Origin of the sequence: Sulfuricurvum sp. (genome assembly GCF_049277495.1) — a bacterium.
GTDB lineage: Bacteria > Campylobacterota > Campylobacteria > Campylobacterales > Sulfurimonadaceae > Sulfuricurvum.
On sequence record NZ_JBASYM010000066.1, the window covers coordinates 33,723 to 60,166 of the forward strand.

A 26,444-nucleotide genomic window follows, 5' to 3' on the forward strand; every position below is an offset into this window, starting at 1 on the left:
AGGAGTCGTACAAAATTATGTCTAACGAAGTAAATGAAGACGTGATCAGTGATGAGCAGACTTCCCTGCAAGAGGGTGAGGAAGCAGTTGCTGAGAGCATGAACGAATTAGAAACTATCCAAGCCGAATTGGCATCTTTCAAAGATAAGTACGCCCGCGTACATGCCGATTTCGACAATATCAAAAAACGGTTAGAGCGTGAGAAATATCAAGCGCTTGAGTATGCAAACGAAAAATTTGCCAAAGACCTTATCCCCGTAGTAGATTCACTCTCTATGGCGATAGGTGCAGCACAAATCGAAGCGGAACCTGCGGTATTGCTGGAAAAACTCCAAGAAGGGGTTGAACTGACAATGAAACAGCTTCTAAGCGTTCTCGAAAAACACGGGGTCACTCCGGTGGATGAATCCGAACCGTTTAATCCGGATATTCACAACGCCGTACAGCGTGTGGACAGCCCGGACCATAAAAGCGGTGAGATCGTAAACACTTTTCAAAAAGGGTTTCGATACAAAGAACGAACATTGCGAGACGCAATGGTCGTAATTGCAAACTAAATAAAATAAAGGAATTAATATGTCTAAAGTAATTGGTATCGATTTAGGAACTACAAACTCATGTGTTGCTGTCTATGAAGGCGGCGAAGCGAAAATTATCCCGAACAAAGAGGGAAAAAACACGACTCCTTCGGTTGTAGCATTTACCGATAAAGGGGAAATCCTTGTAGGAGACCCTGCAAAACGTCAGGCGATCACAAACCCGGATAAAACGATCTATTCGGTCAAACGTATCATGGGTCTTATGATGAACGAAGAAAAAGCGAAAGAGGCTCACGACAAAGTTACCTATAAAATCGTTGACAAAAACGGTATGGCTGCGGTTGACGTAGCGGGTAAAGTCTATACGCCTCAAGAAATCTCGGCTAAAATCCTCTCAAAATTGAAAGCGGATGCGGAGAGCTACCTCGGACAAGCGGTCACCGATGCGGTTATTACTGTTCCGGCATACTTCAATGATGCACAGCGCAAAGCGACCAAAGAAGCGGGAACTATCGCAGGTCTTAACGTTCTTCGTATCATCAACGAGCCGACGGCATCTGCATTGGCATACGGTTTGGATTCTAAAGGGGATGAAAAAGTTCTCGTTTACGATCTAGGGGGCGGAACATTCGACGTTACGGTTCTTGAAATCTCTGAGGGGACTTTCGAGGTTCTTTCAACGGACGGGAATGCGTTCCTCGGTGGGGATGACTTCGATAATAAAATCGTTGATTTCCTCGCATCTGAGTTCAAATCCGATCACGGGATCGACCTCAAAGCGGACAAAATGGCGCTTCAACGTTTGAAAGACGCGGCTGAAAATGCGAAAAAAGAGCTCTCTTCTGCTGAAGAAACAGAGATCAATCTTCCGTTTATCACCGCAGACGCATCCGGTCCAAAACACTTGGTAGTCAAGTTGACCCGTGCAAAATTCGAAGGTATGATCGACACGTTGGTTAAAGAGACGATCTCTCATATCAAAACAGCGATGAAAGATGCGGGCTTAAGCAACAATGAGATCAACGAAGTCATCATGGTTGGGGGTTCAACTCGTCTTCCGATCGCACAAAAAATGGTATCCGATGAGTTTAGTGGTAAAACACTCAACAAAGGGGTAAATCCGGATGAGGTAGTAGCAGCCGGTGCGGCGATCCAAGGCGGGGTACTTCGCGGAGATGTTAAAGACGTTCTTCTTCTTGACGTTACCCCATTGTCACTCGGGATCGAAACGCTTGGTGGTGTCATGACAAAAATCATCGAAAAAGGGACGACTATCCCGGTGAAAAAATCACAAATCTTCTCAACAGCGGAAGATAACCAACCTGCAGTAAGCATTTCTGTAGCTCAAGGTGAACGTGAATTTGCCCGTGATAACAAATCTCTCGGATTGTTCGAATTGACCGGTATCCCATCGGCACGCCGCGGTGTACCTCAAATCGAAGTTACTTTCGATATCGATGCGAACGGTATCTTGACCGTTTCTGCTACCGATAAAGGTACCGGCAAAACCCAAGAGATCAAAATCACCGGTTCGAGCGGGTTGAGTGAAGAAGAGATCAACAAAATGGTCCAAGACGCAGAAAACCACAAAGCCGAAGATGCAAAACGCAAAGAGATCGTAGATCTCCGCAACCAAGCGGACGCTCTTGCAAGCCAAACCGAAAAATCTCTCGAAGAGATGGGTGATAAAATCGACGCTAGTGAAAAAGCGGCAATCGAATCGGCTCTTGAAGAGCTTAAAGCGGTACTCAAAAATACCGATGCTTCTAAAGAAGAGATCGAAGCGGCAACGAAAAAATTGGCAGATGCGAGCCACAAAATGGCAGAGCAAATGTACAAACAAAATGAAGGCGGCGAAGCCGCTTCTTCATCAGCTAAAAAAGATGACGACGTCATCGACGCTGAAATCGAGTAATATCTCTCCTCATTCCCGCGTTTGCGGGAATCCACCTTTTCCCCTCTTAACCTAGTTCCTTTTTTTCACATTATAATGTTCTTATGGTAGATAAAATGAATAAGAATGTCGTCTGTCTTCTTTTAATATGTGTGGATTTAGTGGAGTCTATGTGCAAAAATTGCGTTAATATTGTATGATTAAAGAAAAAAAGAGTATCTAATGCTTAATGAATATCAACTAGAGATTATTGTCTCCATAGCCATAGTGGTGGGTATCTTCGTTGTTTACTTGATTTTTAAACGAAGCTCAACCCCGCAAACTCCCAGTGAAAAACCGGAAAAACATGAACTACCGGAAACAACTGCCCAAGAGACGGTCAAAATAGTTCCCGAGATACAAGAAGCGCCATATGAAGAGCCACTTTCAGAAATTCCCGTATTTGGAACCGAAGAAGGAGATTTTGGAGTCACAGCACCGATTTTTGAAGTTAAACCCGAAGAGGTACCGGACAGAAGAAAAAGTGACAAGACAATCCAAAAGCGATCCGTTCCAGGGCATGGAAAAATTACAAAACAAAATTTTTCTGAATTCGCCGGGGAGAGAATATTGGTGGCAGAAGATAATCTGATCAACCAAAAAGTTCTTATGGGTCTTTTAGCCGGAAGCGGTATAGAGCTAGTCATGGCCAATGATGGTCAGGAAGCCCTGGATATACTGGAAAATGACACCAATTTTTTGATGATTTTGATGGATGCACACATGCCGAGAGTGGACGGTTTTGAAGCAACACGCATTATTCGGGCAAATCCTCTGTACGACCACATCTTGGTAGTAGCGCTTAGCGGAGACACTGCATCGGATGACATACAAAAAATGAAAAATGCAGGAATGTCTGAACAGCTGGAAAAACCTCTGAGAATGGAATCCCTATATAACATCATCTATGCCTATACCGGTAAAGGTACTCCTAACGATAAGCCTATAGAAACTAATCTGAGAAAAATTTTAGATGTTGACAAAGGGCTTCAAACGTGTGGAGAAGATGAGGATTTTTACCGTGAAATCTTATCGGAGTTTATTGCTGACTATGGCAACTCCGCGGTTAAGTTAGGAGAGTTTTTACGCGCTAACAATCTTCAAGAGGCTAGAGCATATCTCCTTGATATTATCGGGGTAAGTGAAAACATTGGGGCGCACCCGCTCGGTGAAATTGCTTCAAACATGAAACTAGCGCTCAGTGACGCTCACGAACGGAGCTATTTCAGCCTTTTCGACCAGTACAAGGTTCAGCTGGAAAGATTGATGCAGGAAATCAGAGCGTATCTTGGAAGAGAATTTTGACAGCGATATTGCATTAATCCGCATTTGTTATAATATTCCTAACAGAAAAGGGATTTATCATGGAACATTTTTTAGAAAAAGCCAAAACTGCCAGCCGTATACTCTCAACGATGAGCGGAGCAGAACGTAATCGTATTTTACGCGAAATGGCCGAAGCGCTTCGTGCCAATACTATGAACATCATCGAAGCCAACGCTTTGGACATGATGAAAGCGGATGAAGTCGATTTAGCCCCTTCTTTGAAAGAGCGGCTGATGCTGGATGAAAAACGGATTGAAGCGATGGCGGTTGCCATCGAAGAGATCGCCGCGCTGAAAGATCCTATCGGACGTGTACTGGATGGATGGGTCACTGAAGCAGGGCTGAAAATCGAAAAAGTGAGTATCCCGATCGGCGTGATCGGAATCATTTATGAATCTCGTCCGAATGTCACTTCGGATACGGCGGCACTGTGTTTTAAAAGCTCTAACGGCTGTGTCCTTAAAGGGGGGAAAGAAGCCGAAAATTCTAATGCTGCGATCGCCGAAGTTTTGCAGGGGGTATTGACCCGTAATGAATTGCCGAAAGAGCTGATCGCATTGTTGCCCGATGCGACGCGTGAAGGGGTAGCGAAGCTGATCAAGATGGACCGTTATGTGGATCTGATCGTTCCTCGCGGCGGAGAAGCATTGATCCGGTTCGTAAGCCAAAATGCCAGTGTCCCTGTCGTGAAGCATGACAAAGGGCTGTGCCACATCTATATCGATAAAGATGCAAACATCGAAAATGCTATTGCGATCGCACTGAATGCGAAAGTACAGCGCCCGGGTGTCTGTAATTCGATGGAGACGCTGCTGGTCGATGAAGCGATAGCGGTTGAAATTTTACCGATGCTGAAAGAGGCGTTCGAGCGTGAACACACGGAGCTTAAGGGGTGCGTATTGACACGAGAAGTGATCGCTGTTACCCCGGCGAGCGACGAAGATTTTGAAACCGAGTATTTGGCCAATATTCTGAATATTCGGGTCGTCGACGGAGTTGATGGGGCGATCAGCCATATCGTTCGATACAGTTCGGGGCATTCGGAATCCATCATCACGGAAAATATTACGGCGGCGGAACGCTTTTTGGATGCGATCGATTCGGCGTGCGTCTATGTGAATGCTTCTACCCGCTTTACTGACGGCGGCGCTTTCGGTTTCGGTGCGGAAGTGGGAATCAGTACGAACAAACTGCATGCACGCGGACCGATGGGTGTTGAGGGATTAACGACCTATAAATTTAAGATTTACGGAAAAGGGCAGATTCGTTGAAATCTGTTTTAGATATTGAAAATATATCTTTTGGATATACAAAAGATATTCCAATATTTGATAATTTCTCCCTCTCCTTAAAGCAGGGGGAGATCAAAGCGATTGTCGGTCCCAGCGGCGTCGGGAAATCGACACTGTTTGAACTGATCTTAGGACACCGCAAGCCCTCATCCGGTTCAATCCAAGCCTTATCCCTCTCTCAAGTCTTTCAAGACCCTTACAGCTCCTTTCATCCGACGTATACCGTACGCGATCAAATCCAAGAGGTAACTTCTATGGAAGGGTATACCGAGCTGCTGGATCAAATGGGGCTGGATGAGAGTTTACTGGATGCGCTTCCCCATAAACTCTCCGGCGGACAGCTTCAGCGGTGTTCGATTTTGCGGGCACTGCTGATGAAGCCGAAGCTTTTGCTTTTAGACGAGCCGACGTCGGCACTTGATAATCTGAATCAACTCGATATTATGAAACTGATTGTAAAGCATATAGAGGGGATGGGTGTATTGTTGATCACCCATGACGGAGATTTGGCAGCTTGGTGTGCTGATGAGATTATTGTCCTAGGTGGCGAATAAGATAATATCCGCTTCCGGCCATCAATACCGAACCAAACAGATTCAGCGCCATATTGAGTGCAGCCAGCAAAATCTGACCGCCGCTGAGGAGAAATACTGTCTCCATCGCAAAGGTGGAATAGGTGGTAAGAGCTCCTAAAAATCCGGTCGTCAGAAATGATTTGGCATGGATGCCGATGAGGGTCGAATAGCTAAAATAGGCGAAGAGGACTCCGATGATAAAACTGCCGATGAGATTGACTCCCAGCGTTCCGAAAGGGAGGGTATGGGGGAGATGGTGGTTGATTTGACCGTTGAGATAGGCGCGGGCGACTGCCCCTAAAAAACCGCCGCTACCGATAGCAAGGATGGTTTGCCAGCTCATCATCATAAACCTTTTGCATTTTGATTTGTAGATTTTTCAGCCACTCCGGATCACTTTTATCGGCAATAAAAGAGTCCAAATAAATCGCATGAACCGTTCCGGGATGAAAGTCTTTGCGTTTATTGCTGAAATGGTATGCCGTCGCAATAAGGACGACAGGCTGGACTCTGAGAGAAAATTTATCGGCTACCATTTTAGCACCCGCTTTAAACGGTTTCATCTTGCCCGTTTCGGTTCGTGTTCCCTCGGGGAAGATAGTAATAACCCGTCCTTGATCGAGACGGTCTTTGCAATCTTTGATCAGCTTGACCAATGCAGTCTTGCTTTCACGTTCCAGGGCGATATCTTTGGGCAAACGGAGAACAAGGCTGAAAAAAGGGACTTTGAACAGCTCTTTTTTGGCAACCCATGCCAGATTTTTGGAAGTGATCGTTTCCATAATCCCGATATCCATTTCGCTTTGGTGGTTGATCAGGTACATCTGAGCGTCAGGATCAGGAGCCCCATGGACTTTAACGGGGACAAAAACGAGCAAGCGGATAAACCATGCACTGATTTTTTGTGCATAGGGTTTAGGGACAAAATAAAAGATAGTAATCATCAGCGTCATCCCGGTAAAGATGACGATTACGGCATAAAGCCATTTAATTCGAGCAAATATCACGTTTGTTGACCCAGCCGACTTGATCATTTTGCAGATGAACTTTGATAAATTCACCGACCTCTTTTTCCGCTTCTAAGTGCTCTTCTTGCAAAGTCATTTCAAAAATAGTACCGTTTTTAATCGGCAGCAGATAGATGGGGGCATCTTTCTTGACACAGACATTGGGGTTTGGAAGAAGGGCAAAAACGATGTAGAACATCGGAAATGCCGAAACATAGAGATACCATTTCTGCCGTCTCCAATAAAAGAGGGCGAAGAGGAGAACGACAACAACGGTTGCCGCACCGATTTTGAGTTCGGTATGGCGTGCATCGGTCGGAGAGAGATCGCCCTGAGTCGAGACGGTATCATCATCAACAATGATCGGGATCACCATCGACTCATAACGCTGCTTTTTAAGATTGAAGATTGAAAAATTGAGGTTTTGTTCCGTGTCGGGAATGATCACATAATAGGTCATTTTGGATTCGCCGACATTCGTGAGCTTTGATTCAAACCCTTGCTTGATTGCATTGGGGATATTAAAGTCACTGATATTACATCGGGATGCTTTGACCGTGAAAATAACGACATTGCTTTCGTTATTATACGGGGTAGTCTTATAATCGACAATGACAAACTTATCGGCTAATACATTGGCAAATCCTGCGGGAGGGCTAAGCGGTGTTGCCGTTAGGGTTGCACCGGTCAGTGTCTCGGAAGCCCCGCCGGTAGAGGTCAGCGTTGCAGTGACATCTGGAAAACGGATGGAAGCAGATTGAACCAGAAAATAGAAGGTGTCATAGACGCCGTCATCTTTGACCTGACGACGAGGCGTATCGCTGAAAATACGGATCCCTTCCTCATTCTGAAGGGTATATTCGACATTCCCGGAAGCCAAATCAGTAGGGGTGAGTTTCACGGTAAGGGGAATGATCTCACCGACATAAGGATGTGTCGGAAGATCGCTAAATTGGAGAGTCAGCGCCGGCGACGTTACTCCGGAGAAAAGGGAATCTATGGCTGAGGATTGGTTGTCCGCTGTTTGGGGCTCTTCAGTGCTTTCCGGGGGAAGATCGGTCAGGACTGAAGGCTCGGCAAAAAGTACAGAGGTAAAAATCAGAAAAAAAAGTGAGAGTGTTTTCAAGCGTTTATAAATCCCTCGAGCATCGCTCGACCGTCATCGGAACCCAGAAGTGCTTCCATTGCACGCTCAGGGTGAGGCATTAGACCAAATACGTTTTTAGTTTTATTACAGATTCCCGCGATAGAGTCAACCGATCCGTTAGGATTATCGATATTACCGGAGGCGTCGGTATATTGTAAAAGGACTTGATTGTGAGCATAGAGCTCTTTTAAGCCTGCCTCATCGATGTAAAAATTGCCGTCATGGTGCGCGATAGGAATATTGACAACCTGGCCGGCCTTGCAATGTCGGAGGAAATCATTATCGTTATTGACCACTTTTAGATGGTGATGGCGAGAGATAAAATGAAGCCCTTCATTACGTTTAAGTGCACCCGGAAGTAGTCCGGTTTCGGTCAGTACCTGAAAGCCGTTACAGATTCCAAGGACTTTCCCACCCTTCTCAGCATACAGTTTGAGCGCCTTCATGATCGGAGACATTTTCGCAATGGCACCGCTTCTAAGGTAATCACCGTAACTAAAACCTCCGGCGACGACAACAAGATCGGTTCCTTCAGGGATAGTCTCTTCTTTGTGCCAAAGAATTTGTGTTTCGCATCCTAACGCGGCAAATGCATGCTGCGTGTCGTACTCACAGTTGGTTCCCGGGAATTGGACGATGCCGACTTTCATGCTTGAATCTCGATCTCATAATCTTCGATAACGGTATTGGCCAACAACTCTTCACACATGTGCGCTACTTTTTCTTTTGCGATAGCTTCATCACTCTCATTCATCTCGATAATGATCTGTTTGCCGACTCGGACATCTTTGACGCTTTCAAAGCCATGGCCGCTGAGGGCATGGTGTACTGCTTTGCCTTGGGAGTCAAGGACGCCGTTTTTCAAAAATATGTTTACGATTGCTTTCATCTTATTCCTTTAGGGGTTTCGGTATCAGTTAAGGATTCGGTTAAGAACTTCTTCATAGGCGACTTTAAGTCCGCCGAGCCCTTGGCGAAAACGGTCTTTATCCATTTTTTCACCCGTTTCTAAATCCCAAAAACGGCAGTTGTCCGGGCTGATTTCATCGGCTAAGATGATTTTTCCGTCTGCATCACGGCCGAATTCAAGTTTGAAATCAACGAGGTTAAGCCCTTTTTCGTGAAAATAAGGTCGTAAAATATCGTTCACTTCACGTGCCATTGCACGCAGTTGATCGAGTTCTGCTTCGTTTTTAACGAGATTGAGAATCAAGCAGTGCTGATCATTAAGTTTCGGGTCACCGAGTGCATCGTTTTTGTAGTCAAATTCGACTAACGTAAACGGCAGAACCGTTCCGTCAGCGATACCGAGGTTCTTGCTGAGGCTTCCGGTAGCGATGTTGCGTACAATCACTTCAATCAGGATAATATCCACTTTTTTGCAAAGCATATGGGTATCATCGAGCATCTCAACGAAATGGGACTCGACACCGCGACTTGCCAACATTTTGAACAGCTCGGTTGAAATTTTGTTATTCAACGCACCTTTGCCGGATTCATTGTCTTTCTTCGCCCCGTTGAATGCAGTCAGATCATCTTTAAATTCCGCAATGACCAAATTTGCATCGTCGGTATTGAAAAGGCGTTTAGCTTTTCCTTCGTAGATGAGTTCGCGTTTTTCCATGGTTACTTTCCTTTGACTATAATTAAAGCTTTAATGATATCGACACCCTCTTTGAGCTGAATATCTTTATTCAGCTGCGCCGGAGTGATGATGGTTTTATTGGTGGCATTGGCCTCGGTAACATCGATCATTCCGCCCTCTTTTTCGATTTCGGACTCTAAATGTTTTTTGAGGTCGGCTTCTTTGATATTAAATGTTTTGTCATTGTTTTTGACCTCGCCGGAGACCACTTCGATGTCCGGAACTACTCCTACGGCTTGGATAGTCCGTCCGCTTGGGAGATAATAGCGTGCAACCGTCAGTTTGATCGCTTCGCTGTCGGTGATCGGCATAACGACTTGTACGGAGCCTTTACCGAAGGTTTTTTCTCCGATGATAACCCCGCGTTTAAGATCTTGGAGCGCACCGCTGACGATTTCTGAGGCACTGGCGGAGCCTTCATTGACGAGAACAACCAGAGGCAAATCGGTTATCGTCGCACTTTTGGTAGCGCTATAGGAGACATCATCGGCTTTGTTACGCCCTTTTTGGGAAACGATCACCCCTTCGTTGACAAAGAGATCGGTGAGATCAACGGCCTGATCCAAAAGTCCGCCCGGATTGTTGCGCAGGTCTAAGATTATCCCTTTGCTTTTCGCAGCATTCTTTTTAAGAGCTGTTTTGACATCAGCAGCTACTTTTTTATCAAAACTCGTGACACGGACATACAGAATATTACCGCTGATCATTCGGGTATAGACGGACTCAACGGTGATGATATCCCGGATAATATGGAATTTCAACGGATCGGCGGCCCCTTTTCGGACGATAGTAAGGTCAATCGGTGTTTTGGGTTTTCCGCGCATGAGGGCAACGGCATCATCAATCGTCATGCTAAGCGTCGACTGAGCATCGATTTTAAGGATAATATCGCCGGCTTTGAGTCCCGCTTTATCGGCCGGTGTCCCTTCGATCGGAGCGATAACGGTGAGGGCATTGTCACGCATCCCGACCGTGATCCCTAATCCGCCGAATTCGCCGTCGGTTTGGGTTTTGAGATTCTCGTAGCTTTTTTTGTCCATATAGCTGGAATGGGCATCAAGATTGGAGAGAAGCCCCTGCAGAGACTTGTCAATCAATTGATCGATAGTAAGGCCGTCCACATTGTATTGTTCTACGATTCCCAAAACTTTCGTAAATTTTGCTAAAGATTGGAGACGTGAGGCTTCAACAGAGGCTTCGGATGGTTCCGCAGTATTGCTTTTTGCAAGCAGCGATGTAGAGAGGACAACACTCACCGCTAGGGCACTGATAAAACCGACGATCATCATTTTGGTGTTTTTCATACGTTTTCCGAACCTCGTGTAGAGCCGTTAATAAGATAGGGAATTATAGTGAAAACTCTATTAATTAACAATGGATTAGATCACTTCGATGACGACATCGCCGATTGTGATCTTCTCCCCTTTGGTGATTTTAGCCCGTTTGCGGGTTTCGACTTCGCCGTTTCGGAGTACATGAGCATTTTCGATCAGCATTTTGGCCTGTCCGCCGGTGTCGACAAGGTCTAAGAGTTTAATGAGTTTATGCAATTCTATATAGGGCTCGGTAAGAGTATAAGTCATGGTATGTCTTTGTGAATAAAATATCGAATATTATGGATAAAAAAGGGGAACGTGGAGAGTCATGAAGCCCGAGGGCCTCATGGATGTGATTACCAGCGGTCGCGTGGAGGGCGTGGTGCGCGTGGGCGGGCTTCGTTAACACGAAGTGTACGTCCACCGAAATCGTTACCTTCAAGGGCTGTGATCGCTTTGTTAGCTTCGTCTTGGTTCGCCATTTCAACGAAACCGAAACCGCGGAAACGGCCTGTCTCTTTGTCATTTACGAATTTAACTGAACTAACTTCACCGTATTGTCCGAAAAGATCTTTAAGATCGTTTTCGTCTTTGCCGTAGGGAATGTTCCCGACATAAATTTGTGTCACATTGTACTCCGTGAAAAAATCGAACTATAACCAGCATAATCCTTAGCACATTTTAACCATTACAATCTTACGGGAATGTTAAAAATAATTGTATTTCCGTTATTAGTCCGATCACCCGTCTATATCTTTACAAAAACGCTCCAGCCTCGTGTATGGTGGTAAAACATGGCTTAGAATGCTCTTGTAAAAAGCGCAAAGCCTCTTCCATCATGGCTCCGCCCAAGAGGATCGGGAAAATCGGTTTCTTCCACGGTCGCTCAAGGAGTTGGACGATATCGAACGTATCGGTCATCATTTGCGGGGTGATCAGCAGGTAAACCATGTCGACATTTTCCATATCATCTACGCAGCGCAATGCCGCTTCAAAACGTTCGCTGCGGGCATCCCCGATAATATCGATTGGGTTATTGCGTGACCAATTGGACGGTAATATCGCATCGAGTGCTTCGATGTCACGCTCATTGAGGCTATAGAGGCCTGAACCGCGTTCGATAATGGTATCGGTGAGGATCGTCCCGGGGCCTCCGGCATTGGTAATGATGGCGATGTTATCAAAACTTTTGGCATAAAGCAGTGCCTCGAGGGTATCTACCATTTTAACGCCGACACTCTCCAGAAGTCCGCGGAACATAGGATAATCTCCGCTGAGATTGCCGGTATGCGAAAATGCCGCCTTTCGTGCCTGGGGGGATTTCCCCGCTTTGTAGACCCGAATCGGTTTAGGACAGCGGCGAATCGCTTCCAAAAAGGCTTTTCCGTCCCGTATCCCCTCGGCATAAAGTGAGATCGCTTCGCATTCAGGGGTTGCGGAGAGCATGGTGATGATATCGGCAAAGTCCATATCGGCCATATTCCCGGCAGAGAGGATGTGGGAGAATCCGATCCCCTCTTGAGATGCTTTATCCATTAAGGAAGAGAGAACGGCACCCGATTGGGCAATAAGGGCGAGAGAACCTTTGTTGATCGCGGATGAGCCAAAGGTGAGGTTGAGATTTCGGATGGACTCGTAGTATCCGAGACAATTGGGACCGATAATATTGAGGTTATGCTGCTGTGCCAACGCACTAAGACGTTCTTCGCTTCGGGTATCCCCGATCTCTTTAAACCCCGCAGAAACGATGATCAGATTTTTCACCCCTTTGGGGATTAATGACTCTATGGCTTCGAGCACATATTCCGAAGGGATTGTGATAACGGCAGTATCAATGGTATCGTCGATATCGCGAAGAGAAGAGTGGAGCGTATGCCCCTCAAAGCTTCCTCCCCGTACATTAACCAGATAGAGTTTACCGCTGAATGTCAGTGCATTATGGGCAACCGCATAACCGACTTTATTGGGATCGTTGGATGCCCCGATAACGGCAACGGTGCGGTTATCGAAAAAGTTATGCCGAATTCTCGGGGTGAGTGCGGGTTCGGGGATGGTTTGATGATAGTCGATTCGGGCATCGACGACATAGAGCCCCTCCGGATTGAAAATAACGGGGTTAAGATCGCATTCGCGAATATCGGGATGCGTTTGGATAAAGTTTTGAAGCGTTTGGATGAAAGCAACGATCTTCTCCATACACGGCAAAGCTCCCCGGAAACCCTCAAAGAGTTTGCTGATCTTGGTGGTGCGAAGTGCACGGAGAATTTCGTCTTCGCCGGCGTGTATATCGATATAGCATACGTCACGGTAAAGCTCCAGTAAAACGCCCCCTTTGCCAAAAAGGATGATTTGCCCGAAAATGGGGTCATCCACGACTCCGGCGAATAATTCTTCCCCCTGAATCATGGCGGTTGCGATAAATCCGTCATCGGGACTCAGAGCAATATTGTGTTCGCGTATACGGTTGATCATTTGCGTTCGCGCATTGTGAGCCTCATCCGCATTTCCGATAGAGAGAGCAACTCCGCCGACATCGCTTTTATGAACGATTTTAGGTGATTCGATTTTGAGGGCTATGGGATAAAAATCGATTTCCAGCGGTTCATTGAGGGCAAAGCGGCTAAAAGGCGGGATTTGGAAGCCTGATTGCAGTAGTAGAGGATAAAGCTCCGATTCGACCATCGTTATTTCTCCTGCAGAAATTTAGATAAACGCTCCCTCTCCGAGGTCAAGCAAGGAGGTAGTATAACCTAACGGGGAGCGGGTGTAAAGTAAAGAGCCTCATCCCGTAATTTTTGGAGAATCTGATCGCTCGGAAGAGGGTGGCAAAGATGGTAGCCTTGGAGAGTGTCAATGTCATTTTTGATCAGAAAATCGTAATGGGAACTCTCTTCAACCCCTTCTGCCGTGACATTCATTCCGAGTACATGCGCAAGATTGGAAATCGCTTCGACGATATGGCGATTGGAGGTTCCTTCAAATAGCGGCAGAATAAAAGATTTGTCGATTTTTAGCGTATCAATCGGCAACTGTGCCAAATAGGCAAAAGAGGAGTACCCGGTACCGAAATCGTCTAAAGAAATACGTACCCCTCCCTCCTTGAGTTGAGTGAGCTGGCGGCTTACAATATCGATATTGTCCATGACGGCACTTTCGGTTACCTCTACCTTGAGATAAGAAGTCGGAATATTGCGCTCGACTAAATAGTGGAGAAGTTCATGGGCAAACTCTTCCCGGTGAAGCTGTTTTGCCGAAACGTTGATGGCTACAAAAAACGGTTCGTCACGCAGGAGGCGAACCGTTTCAATAAAGTTGCATGCTTGAATCAGAACCTCTTTTCCGATAAGGAGGATATCACCGTTTGATTCGGCGACGGAAATAAAAATATCCGGGGCGACAAATCCCTTATCCGGATGCGGAAGACGAAGAAGGGCTTCGTATCCTTCCAAACGCAAGGTTTTTGCCTCCACTAAAGGTTGAAAATAAAGTTCGAAGAGATTGAGGGAAAGACCGTCGCGGATCAACGATTCAATATGCAAAAATTCGTGAATAGCCCGCTGCATGGAGGTATGGTAATAGACGAACTGATTTTTTCCTTTATTCTTAGCCTCATACATGGCAGTGTCGGCATGTTTGATTAAATCATCTCCGTTGGAAGCATCTTCAGGATAAAGGGCAATACCGATGGATGAAGAGAGAAAAAAGTCCATTTCATTGATTTTAAACGGTTCTTTAAAGGTTTGGATCAAGCGTTCTGCGATCATATCGATGCTAGGAGTATCGGCATCTTGGAGTAAAATAACGAATTCGTCTCCGCCGAAACGGGCACAAAAATCATATTTTCCCAGCGTTTGTTTGAGCCGGTTACTGACTTCGATGAGTATCTTGTCTCCGATTTTATGACCCATCGTATCGTTGATATTTTTGAAATTATCCAAATCCAAAAACATCAGTGCAAAAGGGGTAAAGCCAGAGTGTTCGAAACGCCCTTCGAGCTGCAGTTTGAGCTTGGCGCGGTTAGGAAGCATAGTGAGCGGATCATGGTAGGCTAAAAAGGCGATCTCTTCACTTTGGGCTTTGGGGGAGGTAATATCACTCGTGATACCGATAAAAAGATGGAGTGTGGGGTGATGGTGAATACGGCTGTTGAGCCATCGTATCTCTCCGTCATTGTGGAGAATACGAAATCGTATCTCTTGCGATTGGCCGGGGAGAAGGGTTTCAAAAAACATTTGTACCAAAGCATGGTCATCCGGAAAAATCCGTTGTTTCCAGAGGGAGTTGTCCGCTAAAAACATCTCTTTGGTAAATCCGAAAATCCGTTCGATGGCATTGTTGACATAGCGAAGAGAGAGGCTTTCGCTATCGATATACCAGATGACTTCCTCAATACTGCTCAGAATCTCTTCGAGTTCCTGGTTTTTGGAATGAAGAAGCGTTGAGAGTTCCCGGGCCTGTAGCTCAATAAGCTCTTTGGAGGCACGAAGCTCTTTGTTCAAATGATTGAGCTCGGTAAGATTTCGGACATTGACAAAGAATCGGACGTGATCGTTGTGACGGATCATCCGCACACTTTTGACGGTGTGAATGATATTTCCGTCGAGGTGGAGAAAGTCGGTATCGGTATCGAGCGATTTTCCCTCCTGCATGACTTTGGCAATGCACACTTGGAAGACATCGATGTCTGCCAGAATACTGAGAATATTAAGGCCCAGTAAATGGTCGCTTTCATATCCCAGCATTTCAGCGAAAGCTGCATTCGCAAAAAGAATGACACCCCGCTCATCAACCATGATAATTCCATCCGGAAGATAATTTAAGACATCGTAAAGGGGAGCTTCAGTTTGCATTTAGTCCTAAAAAGTGATTAATTTGTGATATTTTAATTTGTTATAGTTTAAAACGACCTTTTTCTATATCATAAATGTATAAAGTGAATTTGGCTATAATCGCGAAATTTTAATAGGTAAAGAGTTTTTAATGGTACAAGTAACAAATTTAACAATGCGCTTCGGCAGCCGAGTCCTTTTTGAGGGAATTAATCTCAAACTCGATCGCCATAAGCGTTACGGACTGATCGGTGCCAACGGTGCAGGAAAAACAACATTTCTGAAAATTCTCAGCGGTGAGATCAAAGAGTATGAGGGTGATATCTCCATCGAACCGGGTCTCAGAGTCGGTGTTTTGGGACAAAATCAATTTGCATTCGAAGATTTTACCATTGCCGATGCGGTACTTTGGGGGAATAAACGTCTTTTTGATGCGATCAAAGAGAAAGAGCATCTTTATGCAACGGGAGATTTCGAAGACGATGCGGTGAATAACCGCCTCGCCGATTTGGAAATGATCTGTGTCGAAGAGGACCCGACCTATGAGTATGACGTTCAAATCGCTAAAATTTTGGAGAATGTCGGGATCAGTGCGGAACATCATAACGATTTGATGTCAAGTCTTCCTTCATCAGAGAAGTTCAAAGTATTGCTGGCGCAGGTTTTGTATCCGAAACCGGATGTTTTGTTCCTCGATGAGCCTACCAATAACTTGGATATCGATACGATCGGATGGCTTGAGCATGAACTTCAGCGTCACGAGGGGACGATGGTCGTTATTTCGCATGACCGTCACTTCATCAATTCGGTTGTTACCAATATTCTTGATGTCGATTATCAAAAAATTCGCGAATTTACCGGTAACTATGATGATTGGTACATCGCATCGACCCTGATTATCAAGCAGGCGGAAGCCGACCGCGGCAAAAAACTGAAAGAAAAAGAAGAACTCGAAGCGTTTGTACGCCGATTCTCGGCCAATGCTTCCAAAGCAAAACAGGCGACTTCCCGCCAAAAGAAACTCGATAAACTTAGTATTGATGATGTCAAACCCTCATCCAGACGTGATCCGAGTATCGTGTTTAAAGCGAAACGCCAAATGGGTGACGAAGCCCTTACCGTTGCGGATGTTTCACACAGCTATGATGATTTAAAGGTATTGCACAATATTAACTTGCAAATCGTTCCGGGTGAAAAAATTGCCATTATCGGTGCCAACGGTGCCGGGAAATCAACTTTGTGTAAAATTATCATGGAAGAGATCAAACCGACCAGCGGAACAGTGAAGTGGGGAGCGACGATCGAACCGAGCTATTTCCCGCAAGACACCGCCGACCGGATCAAAGGGACGGAAACGCTGTATGACTGGCTTCGGGCGTATGATCCGAAACGGGAGATCGCAGAGATCCGCAACTGTCTGGGACGTATGCTTTTTAACGGAGAACAGCAGGAAAAAAGTATCGAGAAGATCAGCGGAGGAGAAAAACACCGTATGATGCTCTCTAAAATGATGCTTGAGGGGGGAAATTTCCTCGTACTCGACGAACCGACCAATCACCTTGACCTTGAAGCGATTATCGCTCTCGGAGAGGCATTGTATGAATTTGACGGGAACGTCATCTGTGTGAGCCATGACCGTGAACTTTTGGATGCGTTTGCCGGACGTATTATCGAACTACACCTGGACGGAAGCTACATCGATTTCACAGGGACGTATGAAGAGTTCGCTGAGGCTAAGGCAAATGGGACACTATAACGATTTCGTCGGATTGGGTGTAGCCGGTAATTTTGCCCTTCACCTCGAACAAGCGGGGGAGAGTGCCGATTTTAAAGATGTACTGACCGAAGACCCAAACGGCCCTAAAGGGATGTTTCCGTTTTATATGCCGGGCAGTGCAGGGCAGATCGGAATTTACCCGATCAGTTCAGACACGATTATGCTTCCCAATGAAGAGTGCAATGTTCAGCCGGAACCGGAAGTCGCTTTAATCTGCGATCTTAGCTACGATACGGATGGAAACGTTACGAACATCGAACCGAAATTTTTCGGTGCCTACAATGATTGCTCTCTTCGAAAAGAGGGAGCGGCCAAAATCAGTCATAAGAAAAACTGGGGGAAAGCCTCAAAAGGGCTTTCCGATACGCTTATCCCACTCGATACCTTTGAAAAAGGGGGAGTGATGGATACCTATCGCATCGCCTCCTTTTTACGCCGGGACGGAAGTTTGTTCCGATATGGCGAAGATGTGGAATTACCGGGCTACAGCTATTTTTACGGCAAGCTTTTGGAGTGGATGAAAAATCAGATCAATACGCAAACCGATTTCGGTCCGTTGGAACCTATCGGGGCATATCTTAAAGCGGCAGGATTGCCGCGTAAGGCGATTATCAGTATCGGTGCGACCCGCTATACCCATTTCGGCGAGACCAATTTCCTGAGAGAGGGAGATGAGGTGATCGTCGTCGTGTACGATAATGCCAAATACTGTACCAATCCGATCCTTTCAATGGCAAACCGCGGTGCGCTGCAAGGTGAGGGGATCAGTGCCTTGGTCCAAAAGGTCATCCGTGGTTAAACCCGGACTTTACCGCCACTACAAGGGGAAACATTACGAAGTCATCGGAGAAGCCAAGCATTCGGAAACTTCTGAAACCCTCGTCGTCTACCGTCCTCTATACGGGGAACGGGGATTATGGGTCCGTCCTTTAAAGATGTTTATCGAAGTAATGCCCAATGGAGTGCCGCGATTTGAATATTGCGGAGAAGTAAAATGAGCCGTGGGACAAAACTCTCTTTAGACCTAGGCAGTTCATGGGGTGAGGGATGGAGTATAGAGGAAGAAAAAACCTCTAAAGTCTTAACCCTTCTTGACCCTTCCGCACATCGTCTTGTTTTCCAAAAAGAGAAACGAAAAGGGAAAGTTGTCACCCTTGTCGGCCCTTTCAGCGTGAGTGAAGATGATGGACAAAAAACCCTCTCCACTTTGAAAAAATCACTCGCCTGCGGCGGTGCGTATAAAGAGGGATGGATGGAGTTTCAGGGTGAGATTGCACCCAAAGTGCGCGAAGCACTCGAAAAATTGGGATTTAAGTTCAAAAATCCGAAATAAGTTATAGCTTTGTCGTAAACACGACTTGATTCCGTCCCCGTTCTTTGGCGGCGTAGAGGTTGGTGTCTGCCGTGTGGATCAGTGCATCTTCCCCCATATGGGCCGTCGGAGTGATACAAATACCTCCGATCGAGATACTCAGGATCGGTAAAATCTTGCTTCCGTTGTGCTCTATTTTTAAACTTTCAATATTCGATCGTACCCTCTCCCCCATCATCCGGGCATTTTTACAATCGGAATCGGTGAGGATAATCCCGAACTCTTCCCCTCCCAGACGAAACGGATAATCTCCGGGACGCTGCAAGGTACTTCTCAATACTTTTGCAACGGCTTGCAAGGCGGCATCACCTTGCAGATGGCCATAGGTGTCATTGTACTGTTTGAAAAAGTCGATATCCAGCATCATAAACACAAACGGTTTGTTAGAACGCAGTGCCCGTTTGAACTCCCGCTCGTAAACGATATTAAAATAGCGCCGGTTGAAAAGGGAGGTGAGAGAGTCTGTATAAGATGCTTGCTCAAGCTTGAGATTGAGGTGTTTCAGGGTTTCGGTCGATTCCATCAACTGGTGCTGCTGTAACTCGATTTGGGCAAATATTTTCCAGGCCAGACCCATGACCAGAGCCAAAATCACCCCTAAAAAAAAGATCAATTGTTTGAGGGCATTTTCATATTCGGCTAATAAAATGGAGTGCTCATAGCGTGCGGCCGCATTTTCATACGCGATCAGCTGATGGATCGTATCGTGTATTAATCGGATGTTTTCATCGAGTACGGTCAAGGATAAGGGATGTGTGCGGTCAGGATTATTGATGATCGAGCGCACTTCCCCGAAATAGCGTTCGAGATTTTGTATCTGAGTCTCCGTGTAATCGACATAGGCCATCTCTTCGGGGCGTTTTTCATGGGAAAGATAAGAAGTCCAGAGTTGGTTAACCCGTTCGATTCCAAGAGAGATATTGTTGGAAGTCTGTTCATCGCTCAGGAGCTGATTGCTCCATCGGTAGATCGGCGATGCTAAATCATTATTATAGGTTTCGGTGATGGAGTTTAGTTCACTGAGCGGAATGAGGGAGCCGAAGTAAAGAGTATCGATATTGCGCTTAATATTTTGAATATTGAGATAGCCGACGAAACCTACGATAACAAGACCAAACCCTATAATCAGTAACAGATAGAGAAGTTTGGATTTAAGTTTAAGTGATTCCACGGTTTGGTTTAATCTTTTCAAATTGGATATAGAACCTAAGCAACTCCTATACCAAAAGCCATTACAATGAGAAACTTTAAACGGGAGATATGACGATGGCAAAACGAATTATTAAAGATGAACGCATAAAAGCGATTGTTCATAATATTGCCGAAGATTTCCGGTTTTCCCATGAAACGGGAGATTATGCACTATTATTTTACAAAGCTGATACGGAAGGCGCCGTCCGAGGGGCCGACATTGACGCAATGATCGAGTACCTTTCGACGGGGCTGACGGAGCTGCAAGACAATATTCAGTGGAGACGGGAGTTTTTGAGCGAGAATCCGGGAATCGATGAGATGCGGATGCTGGAAAATCTCGGTGTTATTGAAAAAGAGTACATTGATTTACTGGAGTTTTTACGTTAATATCCAGTAGAGGCCGTAACCGGCCCCTGCAGCAATCAGAGCGATAACCGCAAAAAGAAAACGCAGTGGTTACAGTTTGGATTTATAGGGTTCCAGCGGGATTTTTTTACGAATCACGTATTGGATCCCCCCTTGCAAATCGACGACATGATAACCGAGCTGTTTTCCTAAAAAAGTGCCAACGACCTGCGAACGGCTTCCGCTGTTACAGATAAGAGCGAATTTTTCATTCTTTTTAACGACTTTGTTCAACTCTCCCAAAAAGGCTTCGGTGTTATAGTTCCCCTGTTCATCAAAGAACATAATCGGGATAGAACCTTTGATGATTCCTGTTGTTTTCCACTCACCGGGAGTACGGATATCAATAATCTTGATTTTGGAGTCGATCAGCTTCTGATCAACCGGTTGGCGAACGTAATCGGCCATCAGTGTCGAGGCAAATAATAAAAGAGCTAACAGGGTGATACGCATTCTAAATCCTCTAAAGGGTATAATGGCGGTATTGTATCGATGAATAATTAACATGAGGTTTTATGGGCGAATCTAAAACAGAAAATTCAAAACGGCTCCGGTATATTCGGCTGTTGGGCCGATTTATTAATGGGATACTTTCGTATTTGGCGAAAAGCGAGAATCCGACCAAAGAGCAGTATGACCAAAAAGTAGATATGAACTTTCGGTTTCTGGAAAAAAATGAAGCGGTCAAACTGTATAAAGATGAGTACATGGTACTCGAAGCATTAGGGCAGAAAATTCTCGACTTCCGTGCCAGTGACGAGAGTATTGAGACGATCAAAGAAGAACTTTTTTACGCCCAAAATCAGCTGGAAAAACGGATCAATGCCCGTACCTATAAAAAATCAAAACACGACAACCATGCACGAGACGGATGGGATTAAAGTATCCCCAAATGTTCCAATAATATTTTACATCCCAACCCGATCAGCATAATCCCGCCCAGCATCTCTGCTTTGCTCTCCAGCAATGACCCAAGTTTTTTCCCGACATAGACTGCCGCGATACACAGGACAAATGTCACAATACCGATGACCCCTGCCGCACTGAATATATCGGTTTGCAAAAAGGCAAAGGTCACACCGATAGCCATAGCATCGATACTGGTAGCAACGGCAAGGGAGATGAGGGTTTTATTCGAGAGATCCGTTACCTCTTCGTCAAACTCATTTTTATAGGCTTCATAGAGCATTTTACTCCCAAGCCCTACGAGGAGACCAAAAGCGATCCAGTGATCGAATGCCTGGACATAGTCGGCAAAACTGATTCCGATGAAATAGCCTGCGATCGGCATGGCCGCTTGGAAAAACCCAAACATAGCAGAAACAAAAAGAGCTCGGGAGAAGAGCAGATCTTTGTATTTAGAACCGATGGCAATCGAGACGGCAACGGAGTCCATTGCGAGTGCGACGGCAAGAAGAAGTATTTCCATCATAATATCCACAAATAAAGTGTGGAATTATAGCGTGCTTATCAGTTTTGAAGATACTTGGTGCAAGGGATATTTAAAACGACCCCCTCAGGCATAGCGCTTTGCATAATTTTCCCATTATTGTGGATAAGAATATATCCAATTTTCAAAGATTCTAACAGCTTGATCGCTGTAGTCGATTCCATCACGGAAACGGCTGTTGCAAGAGCGTCGATACGGGTATTGTCATGGGTGTCGATAAGTGTTATTGACGCATAGCGCTGTTCTGAGGTTCCTGTTTTCGGGTCGAGGAGATGATTATGTTTCGTATTTTTAATGTACCGTTCATAATTGCCGCTGGTGCTGATGGCGACGCGTTTCAAAGAAGAATGGAGCGTCGCTATGGAACCGTTTGGATGGAACGGGTCTTGAATGTCAACTTCGCATCCGCCTAAACAGCCGATATCCCCGGATGCCGCAACGACCGCATTATCGATACCGGCATTTTCTAGCATCTCGATTGACAAATCAACGGCATACCCCTTGCCGATTCCGCCCAGATCAATCATCGTTCCGGGAAGAAGGTTTACATGATTTTTTTCTAAAATCATCCGTTCTGCCCCCACAAATTTTTCCAGCTTTTTTAGCTCTTCGGGACTGGGAATGTGCTCATCCTGATAGCCGAAACGGTATCCTCTATGGGAAAAGGAGCCAACGGTTATATCAAATGCTCCGCCGCTAAGATGATACATTTCCAGGGAACGTTCCAAGATCTTTTGAGTAACGGGAGAAACATTCCCTTCTGATTTTTGATTGAGTTGTGAGATTTCAGAATCGCTTTTGTAGGTTGAGAGGCGCTGATCCAACATTTTAAAAAGGGCAAAAATAGCATTGCTGCGATTATCATCCTCCATTTTGACACTGATGAAGGTGCCCATATGAATCTGGGTACGTTCATTCGCTTCCAACAAGGTTAGCGAGAGTAAAAGGATCAAGAGTGCTTTCATGCTGAAAGTGTAGCAAGTTATAGGTTCAAATAAGTAAACGATAATTATTTTCATTATTAATTTGTAATTCAGCTTGATCCACCTATACTTACGGAATCAATAATCAAAATCAAAAAGGAAGTCCAATGAAATCTCTCGTTATCAGTGCAGTTGCTGCAATGGCTTTATCGACCGGAGTAAGTGCAGATGAAATCAGTGAGCTTAAGAGTCAGCTCAAAATCCTCAGTGAGCGTCTTTCGATGTTGGAGGAAAATGGAAAAAAACAGGTAGAACAAACAGAAGCGTTGACCGGCGAATTGATTAACATCCAAAACGCAACATCTTTCAGCAGTATCGATATGACTAAAACAGAAGCTGGGCTTGGAGCGGCGGCATCAAAAGTCTACTATTCCAAAAACCCTCTCTCTATCGGTGGATACGGTGAAATGTTCTATACACACCAAAGAAATACAGGTACGGATGAAACCGAAGTTTATCGCTTTGTCCCCTATATCGGGTATAAATTCAGTGATAATATCATCTTGAATTCTGAAATTGAATTTGAGCATGGCGGCCAGGAAATTGCTGTTGAACAGCTCTATTTGGACTTTTTGGTGGATCCTTCGTTTAATATCCGTTTAGGACACCAAGTCGTTCCGATGGGTCTTGTTAATCTTAATCATGAGCCGGTTTTATTTAATACCGTAGCCCGTCCGGATGTTGAAAGATATCTAATCCCTTCGACATGGCATGAAACCGGGGTAAGCGTATACGGTAAAACAGACAGCTTTAACTATTCAGCCGGAGCGATTGTTGCTTTGGATATGGGTCTTGCAAATCATGATGGCCAACCTGAAGCGGGTACTTTCGGAAAAAATTGGATTCGTGATGCACGGCGCGGCGGGAATGGGTCCAATAGCGAAACTTCCAATCTGGGAATTGTCGCACGTTTGGATTACACCGGCATCAACGGATTGCTTTTGGGTGCAAGTGTCTATACCGGTAAAGCCGGCCCCTCTACCAATGGCTTAGAAGAAGGGAGAATGACGATAGCCGATGTACATGCTCAGTATCAATCCGATGGCTTTAAAATCAAAGGGCTGTATACTCAATCGCACCTGAGTCATGCTGATTCTTATTTGGGCGATCACCAAGGTGTCATTGCTACCGAGCATGCGGAATCGGCACGTGGCGGTTACATTAATATGGAGTATAATGTTTTACCGTTTTTTGCATCTTCAAATACCCGTTTGCCGATCTTTTTTCAATATGAAAACTATAATCTGGCAACATCGATTACCGATGGAACTTCGTTTGGAAATACCGAAAGCTTTACGTACGGCTTAAATTATTTCCCTCATGAACAAGTGGTTCTCAAAGGGGAATATAAGCTAAGACATAATAATAATGGTGTTGATACCAACGATAATGAAGGGATTTATTCTTTCGGATTAGGATTTATATTTTGATGAAAATACTCGTGTATCTACTATGCATGATGACTGCAGGTTTCGCCCAGGTATTGGGTGATCCGCTCAGTTTGGCTCAGCATACTTTTAATGCTAAAAGTGTTAATGTACAAAACGTAATTCTCAGTGATACCCAAGCAATACAACTCTCCAAAGCATCGCAACAGAAAATCGATTCTAAAATTTATCGTATTTATGTTGCTAAAAATGAGATGAAAATTCTGGGGTACGGGGTGTTGATGAATAAAAAAGTGCGTACTAAAACGGCCATCGCCCTTTATCTCATCGATACCGAAGGTAAAATAAAATCAATCGAAATCGTTGCCTTTAATGAGCCTATGGAATATCTTCCGACTGCGAACTGGCTGCAGGTTTTTGACAATAAAAGTGCTGCAGACACTTTGCATCTCAATCAAGACATTCCTACAACAACCGGGGCTACTTTGTCAGCCAGAGCTATTACGGACGGGGCTCGTGAGGCCTTGTTTTTGCTAAAGATCCTAAAGCTTTGAATCATGAAATTTATTGCCTCTAAAAAACTTTCCGATAATACGCTTTTACGATCCATCATTCTGTGGATGTTGGTTGCTTTTATGTTCGCCGCAGGGCTTAGCGTCACAGCAAAAGTGATTGAATACGGTATGACGCCTGCACAATGGATCAACACGGTATTCGGCAATGCCGAAGAGTTTACGGATCCATTGAGCATGAATGATTTGTTGTTAAGTGTTCATACCGATCTTTTCGGTCTTATGCTGATGTTTATCCTTGTCGCTTCTGTTTATGCCAGAACATCACGGCGAATGGGGGTCAAAATGGCTTTTTTCACCCTCTCACTCGTAAGTTTACTCTTTTATCCGGCAGCATTGCTCTCCTCATTCTTGATCGGAGCGACGGCGGTATCTGTTGCTTTCGGATCCTTTTTTCTTTTTCATTTGCTCATCGTAGTAAGCTCCATAGACCTGATTCTTTTACTGATACGAAGAAAATTCTAATGAATCAGCGGCTTCTTCTCTTTTTAGCGCTTGTTTTTGTCTCTTTGGTTATTCTGCAAGCGGCAACCGGAGCGGTCGTATTCGGACAGCTGGTCGGGTTGACTCCGGATACCGTCTTGAAATACTATGCGGATAAATCTTTGCACGGTCTGCTTGAAGTCACGCTTCCGCATACGCTGTTTATAGCGATCGCTTTGATGGCTTCGCTCCATTTTTTGGCATTTATCCAGGCAATACCTTTAAAAGAGAAACAACGGATGATCTATCTGTTATTTGTACTCTTTGCGTTTGATCAATCCAGTCCGATACTGATTGCACAAGGGTTCAGTCTATTTGCCTATGTCAAAATAGGGGCCTTTTTTGGTTTTGAAATTGCCTTGTGCTGGATGTGGATGATGATCTTTCGATCTATTTTTATTCGGCAATACAGAGACTAAGGAATACGGATCAGGTGTTCTTTCACGTCGCTGAGGCGGACAAAGCTAAATCCTTCTTGGCGTAAAGCGGTTATCGCTTCGATTACCCCTTCGCGGGTTCCGCTTTCGGGATGATTCATATGGGCGATGATAATATCTCCGCTATGGGCACTTTTGATCTGTTGGGCTACTTTGGGAGCGCTAAAAGTGGCACCCGCGTCGGCTAAAACCGAAAAACCTCCGATCTCCACCCCGCTGCTGCGGGCAATGTTGACGGCGACTTCATCGTAATAAGCGGTTCCTGAGCGGAAAAATGCGGGATGTTTCCCGGTAAGTCCATAGATTTTTTCACTGTTTCCTCCGATTTCTTGGAGAACTTCTTCTTTCGTGGCGGTTCCGCTGATATTGTAGATACTGTTGCCATTAACCGACAGCGGCTTGTGTGCGGTTCCGTGATTTGCGATCTCAAACAAAGGATTGGCTGCCAAGCGTACAAAGATTTCGGGATTGCTGTCGATCCAGCGGGCATTGATGAAAAGGGTTGCCGGTATATTGTTTTCTATCAGAAAATCGATCAGCCCCGCATCGTACTGGCTGCTGCGGGGATTTCCTCCGCATGCATCAAAAGTGAGGGCAATCTCTTTTTTATCGGACTGGAACTTGGTCGTGACTCCCGTCACGTTTTCTCCCCATTGGAGCGGAGCCGTCAAATCCGTTCCCATAAGAAGTGTTGTCATGAAAAGAGAGAGGCTGAATCTGAGAAGCATAAGGCAATCCTTGTTTATTTAATTGAATTTTAGCATAGAGGATAAA

The 26,444-nt window shown here is 45.2% G+C and carries 31 protein-coding genes; 15 read left to right on the plus strand and 16 right to left on the minus strand.

Translation table 11 applies throughout. The features are described from left to right. Positions 1–17: 17 nt before the first annotated feature. The 5 genes from grpE (at position 18) to WAO38_RS11195 (ending at position 5,644) form a co-directional block, all read left to right on the plus strand. Positions 18–557 carry a nucleotide exchange factor GrpE gene (gene grpE, locus WAO38_RS11175; protein WP_422237117.1) on the plus strand — a complete coding sequence of 180 codons (540 nt, stop codon included), beginning with the start codon at positions 18–20 and terminating at the stop codon, positions 555–557. A gap of 19 nt (positions 558–576) precedes the next feature. Then, positions 577–2,454, plus strand: a complete 1,878-nt coding sequence (gene dnaK, locus WAO38_RS11180; RefSeq protein ID WP_422237119.1) for a molecular chaperone DnaK — start codon at positions 577–579, stop codon at positions 2,452–2,454. Between the two features lie 201 nt (positions 2,455–2,655). Further along, positions 2,656–3,777, plus strand: coding sequence for a response regulator (locus WAO38_RS11185; protein WP_422237121.1), 1,122 nt, complete (start codon positions 2,656–2,658; stop codon positions 3,775–3,777). A gap of 59 nt (positions 3,778–3,836) precedes the next feature. Next, entirely contained in the window at positions 3,837–5,069 is a 1,233-nt protein-coding gene (locus tag WAO38_RS11190; protein WP_422237123.1) for a glutamate-5-semialdehyde dehydrogenase, read from the plus strand. Next, entirely contained in the window at positions 5,066–5,644 is a 579-nt protein-coding gene (locus tag WAO38_RS11195; RefSeq protein ID WP_422237125.1) for an ATP-binding cassette domain-containing protein, read from the plus strand. Before WAO38_RS11190 ends, WAO38_RS11195 begins: the two co-directional genes overlap by 4 nt. Here WAO38_RS11195 and crcB read toward each other — a convergent pair. The 11 genes from crcB to WAO38_RS11250 all read right to left on the minus strand — a co-directional run bounded on the left by crcB (position 5,622) and on the right by WAO38_RS11250 (position 15,630). Beyond that, positions 5,622–6,008, minus strand: coding sequence for a fluoride efflux transporter CrcB (gene crcB / locus WAO38_RS11200; protein WP_422237127.1), 387 nt, complete (start codon positions 6,006–6,008; stop codon positions 5,622–5,624). The genes WAO38_RS11195 and crcB overlap by 23 nt on opposite strands. Further along, positions 5,977–6,672 carry a lysophospholipid acyltransferase family protein gene (locus WAO38_RS11205; RefSeq protein ID WP_422237129.1) on the minus strand — a complete coding sequence of 232 codons (696 nt, stop codon included), beginning with the start codon at positions 6,670–6,672 and terminating at the stop codon, positions 5,977–5,979. The genes crcB and WAO38_RS11205 overlap by 32 nt, the downstream gene beginning before the upstream one ends. Next, entirely contained in the window at positions 6,653–7,798 is a 1,146-nt protein-coding gene (locus tag WAO38_RS11210; protein WP_422237131.1) for a hypothetical protein, read from the minus strand. The genes WAO38_RS11205 and WAO38_RS11210 overlap by 20 nt, the downstream gene beginning before the upstream one ends. Further along, positions 7,795–8,469, minus strand: coding sequence for a phosphoribosylformylglycinamidine synthase subunit PurQ (gene purQ / locus WAO38_RS11215; protein WP_422237133.1), 675 nt, complete (start codon positions 8,467–8,469; stop codon positions 7,795–7,797). Before purQ ends, WAO38_RS11210 begins: the two co-directional genes overlap by 4 nt. Continuing rightward, positions 8,466–8,708, minus strand: a complete 243-nt coding sequence (purS, locus tag WAO38_RS11220) for a phosphoribosylformylglycinamidine synthase subunit PurS (RefSeq protein WP_422237135.1) — start codon at positions 8,706–8,708, stop codon at positions 8,466–8,468. Before purS ends, purQ begins: the two co-directional genes overlap by 4 nt. A gap of 24 nt (positions 8,709–8,732) precedes the next feature. Continuing rightward, positions 8,733–9,443 (minus strand): phosphoribosylaminoimidazolesuccinocarboxamide synthase, encoded by a 711-nt coding sequence (gene purC / locus WAO38_RS11225; RefSeq protein WP_422237137.1) that lies wholly within the window; start codon positions 9,441–9,443, stop codon positions 8,733–8,735. A gap of 2 nt (positions 9,444–9,445) precedes the next feature. Further along, on the minus strand, positions 9,446–10,768 hold the full coding sequence (locus tag WAO38_RS11230; RefSeq protein WP_422237139.1) for a S41 family peptidase: 1,323 nt from the start codon (positions 10,766–10,768) through the stop codon (positions 9,446–9,448). Positions 10,769–10,843: 75 nt separating this feature from the next. Beyond that, positions 10,844–11,047: an RNA-binding S4 domain-containing protein gene (locus tag WAO38_RS11235; protein ID WP_422237141.1), complete on the minus strand. Its 204-nt coding sequence runs from the start codon at positions 11,045–11,047 to the stop codon at positions 10,844–10,846. A gap of 89 nt (positions 11,048–11,136) precedes the next feature. Beyond that, positions 11,137–11,409: an RNA recognition motif domain-containing protein gene (locus WAO38_RS11240; protein ID WP_015652803.1), complete on the minus strand. Its 273-nt coding sequence runs from the start codon at positions 11,407–11,409 to the stop codon at positions 11,137–11,139. Between the two features lie 127 nt (positions 11,410–11,536). Further along, positions 11,537–13,462 (minus strand): acetate--CoA ligase family protein, encoded by a 1,926-nt coding sequence (locus tag WAO38_RS11245; protein ID WP_422237143.1) that lies wholly within the window; start codon positions 13,460–13,462, stop codon positions 11,537–11,539. Between the two features lie 68 nt (positions 13,463–13,530). Continuing rightward, entirely contained in the window at positions 13,531–15,630 is a 2,100-nt protein-coding gene (locus WAO38_RS11250; RefSeq protein WP_422237145.1) for a putative bifunctional diguanylate cyclase/phosphodiesterase, read from the minus strand. A gap of 130 nt (positions 15,631–15,760) precedes the next feature. Between WAO38_RS11250 and WAO38_RS11255 the strand changes: the two genes are divergently transcribed. The 4 genes from WAO38_RS11255 to WAO38_RS11270 are packed head-to-tail and all read left to right on the plus strand — an operon-like array spanning position 15,761 to position 18,719. Next, positions 15,761–17,365, plus strand: coding sequence for an ABC-F family ATP-binding cassette domain-containing protein (locus WAO38_RS11255; RefSeq protein ID WP_422237147.1), 1,605 nt, complete (start codon positions 15,761–15,763; stop codon positions 17,363–17,365). Continuing rightward, the gene (locus WAO38_RS11260) at positions 17,352–18,185 is read left to right on the plus strand and encodes a DUF5718 family protein (protein ID WP_422237149.1); all 834 of its coding nucleotides are present in this window, start codon (positions 17,352–17,354) and stop codon (positions 18,183–18,185) included. The genes WAO38_RS11255 and WAO38_RS11260 overlap by 14 nt, the downstream gene beginning before the upstream one ends. Further along, on the plus strand, positions 18,178–18,384 hold the full coding sequence (locus tag WAO38_RS11265) for a DUF1653 domain-containing protein (RefSeq protein WP_422237151.1): 207 nt from the start codon (positions 18,178–18,180) through the stop codon (positions 18,382–18,384). The genes WAO38_RS11260 and WAO38_RS11265 overlap by 8 nt, the downstream gene beginning before the upstream one ends. Continuing rightward, positions 18,381–18,719, plus strand: coding sequence for a translation initiation factor (locus WAO38_RS11270; protein WP_422237153.1), 339 nt, complete (start codon positions 18,381–18,383; stop codon positions 18,717–18,719). The genes WAO38_RS11265 and WAO38_RS11270 overlap by 4 nt, the downstream gene beginning before the upstream one ends. Before the next feature lies 1 nt (position 18,720). On the opposite strand, the gene WAO38_RS11275 is transcribed toward WAO38_RS11270, so the two are convergent. Then, on the minus strand, positions 18,721–19,929 hold the full coding sequence (locus WAO38_RS11275) for a diguanylate cyclase domain-containing protein (RefSeq protein ID WP_422237155.1): 1,209 nt from the start codon (positions 19,927–19,929) through the stop codon (positions 18,721–18,723). Positions 19,930–20,024: 95 nt separating this feature from the next. On the opposite strand from WAO38_RS11275, the gene WAO38_RS11280 reads away from it, so the two are divergent. Next, positions 20,025–20,339, plus strand: a complete 315-nt coding sequence (locus WAO38_RS11280) for a hypothetical protein (protein WP_422237157.1) — start codon at positions 20,025–20,027, stop codon at positions 20,337–20,339. A 69-nt stretch (positions 20,340–20,408) separates the two neighbouring features. Here the strand turns inward: WAO38_RS11280 and WAO38_RS11285 are convergent, their stop codons facing one another. Next, a complete protein-coding gene (locus tag WAO38_RS11285) occupies positions 20,409–20,810 on the minus strand; it encodes a rhodanese-like domain-containing protein (RefSeq protein WP_422237159.1) in 402 nt (133 codons plus the stop codon). A 62-nt stretch (positions 20,811–20,872) separates the two neighbouring features. Between WAO38_RS11285 and WAO38_RS11290 the strand changes: the two genes are divergently transcribed. Further along, on the plus strand, positions 20,873–21,238 hold the full coding sequence (locus WAO38_RS11290) for a hypothetical protein (RefSeq protein ID WP_422237160.1): 366 nt from the start codon (positions 20,873–20,875) through the stop codon (positions 21,236–21,238). Here the strand turns inward: WAO38_RS11290 and WAO38_RS11295 are convergent. Together WAO38_RS11295 and WAO38_RS11300 are read right to left on the minus strand one after the other, a co-directional pair. Then, on the minus strand, positions 21,235–21,786 hold the full coding sequence (locus tag WAO38_RS11295; RefSeq protein WP_422237258.1) for a manganese efflux pump MntP family protein: 552 nt from the start codon (positions 21,784–21,786) through the stop codon (positions 21,235–21,237). The genes WAO38_RS11290 and WAO38_RS11295 overlap by 4 nt on opposite strands. A gap of 41 nt (positions 21,787–21,827) precedes the next feature. Then, complete coding sequence (locus tag WAO38_RS11300; protein WP_422237162.1) at positions 21,828–22,772, minus strand: FAD:protein FMN transferase; 945 nt, start codon at positions 22,770–22,772, stop codon at positions 21,828–21,830. A gap of 125 nt (positions 22,773–22,897) precedes the next feature. Here WAO38_RS11300 and WAO38_RS11305 point away from each other — a divergent pair, with 125 nt between their 5' ends. The 4 genes from WAO38_RS11305 to WAO38_RS11320 are packed head-to-tail and all read left to right on the plus strand — an operon-like array spanning position 22,898 to position 25,652. Further along, the gene (locus tag WAO38_RS11305; protein WP_422237164.1) at positions 22,898–24,220 is read left to right on the plus strand and encodes a porin; all 1,323 of its coding nucleotides are present in this window, start codon (positions 22,898–22,900) and stop codon (positions 24,218–24,220) included. Beyond that, entirely contained in the window at positions 24,220–24,732 is a 513-nt protein-coding gene (locus tag WAO38_RS11310; protein ID WP_422237166.1) for an FMN-binding protein, read from the plus strand. The genes WAO38_RS11305 and WAO38_RS11310 overlap by 1 nt, the downstream gene beginning before the upstream one ends. 3 nt (positions 24,733–24,735) lie before the next feature. After that, the gene (locus tag WAO38_RS11315) at positions 24,736–25,215 is read left to right on the plus strand and encodes a hypothetical protein (protein ID WP_422237168.1); all 480 of its coding nucleotides are present in this window, start codon (positions 24,736–24,738) and stop codon (positions 25,213–25,215) included. Next, positions 25,215–25,652, plus strand: a complete 438-nt coding sequence (locus tag WAO38_RS11320; protein WP_422237170.1) for a hypothetical protein — start codon at positions 25,215–25,217, stop codon at positions 25,650–25,652. Before WAO38_RS11315 ends, WAO38_RS11320 begins: the two co-directional genes overlap by 1 nt. Here WAO38_RS11320 and WAO38_RS11325 read toward each other — a convergent pair. After that, positions 25,649–26,398 carry a polysaccharide deacetylase family protein gene (locus WAO38_RS11325; RefSeq protein ID WP_422237171.1) on the minus strand — a complete coding sequence of 250 codons (750 nt, stop codon included), beginning with the start codon at positions 26,396–26,398 and terminating at the stop codon, positions 25,649–25,651. The two genes, WAO38_RS11320 and WAO38_RS11325, sit on opposite strands and share 4 nt — an antisense overlap. Positions 26,399–26,444: the final 46 nt, after the last annotated feature.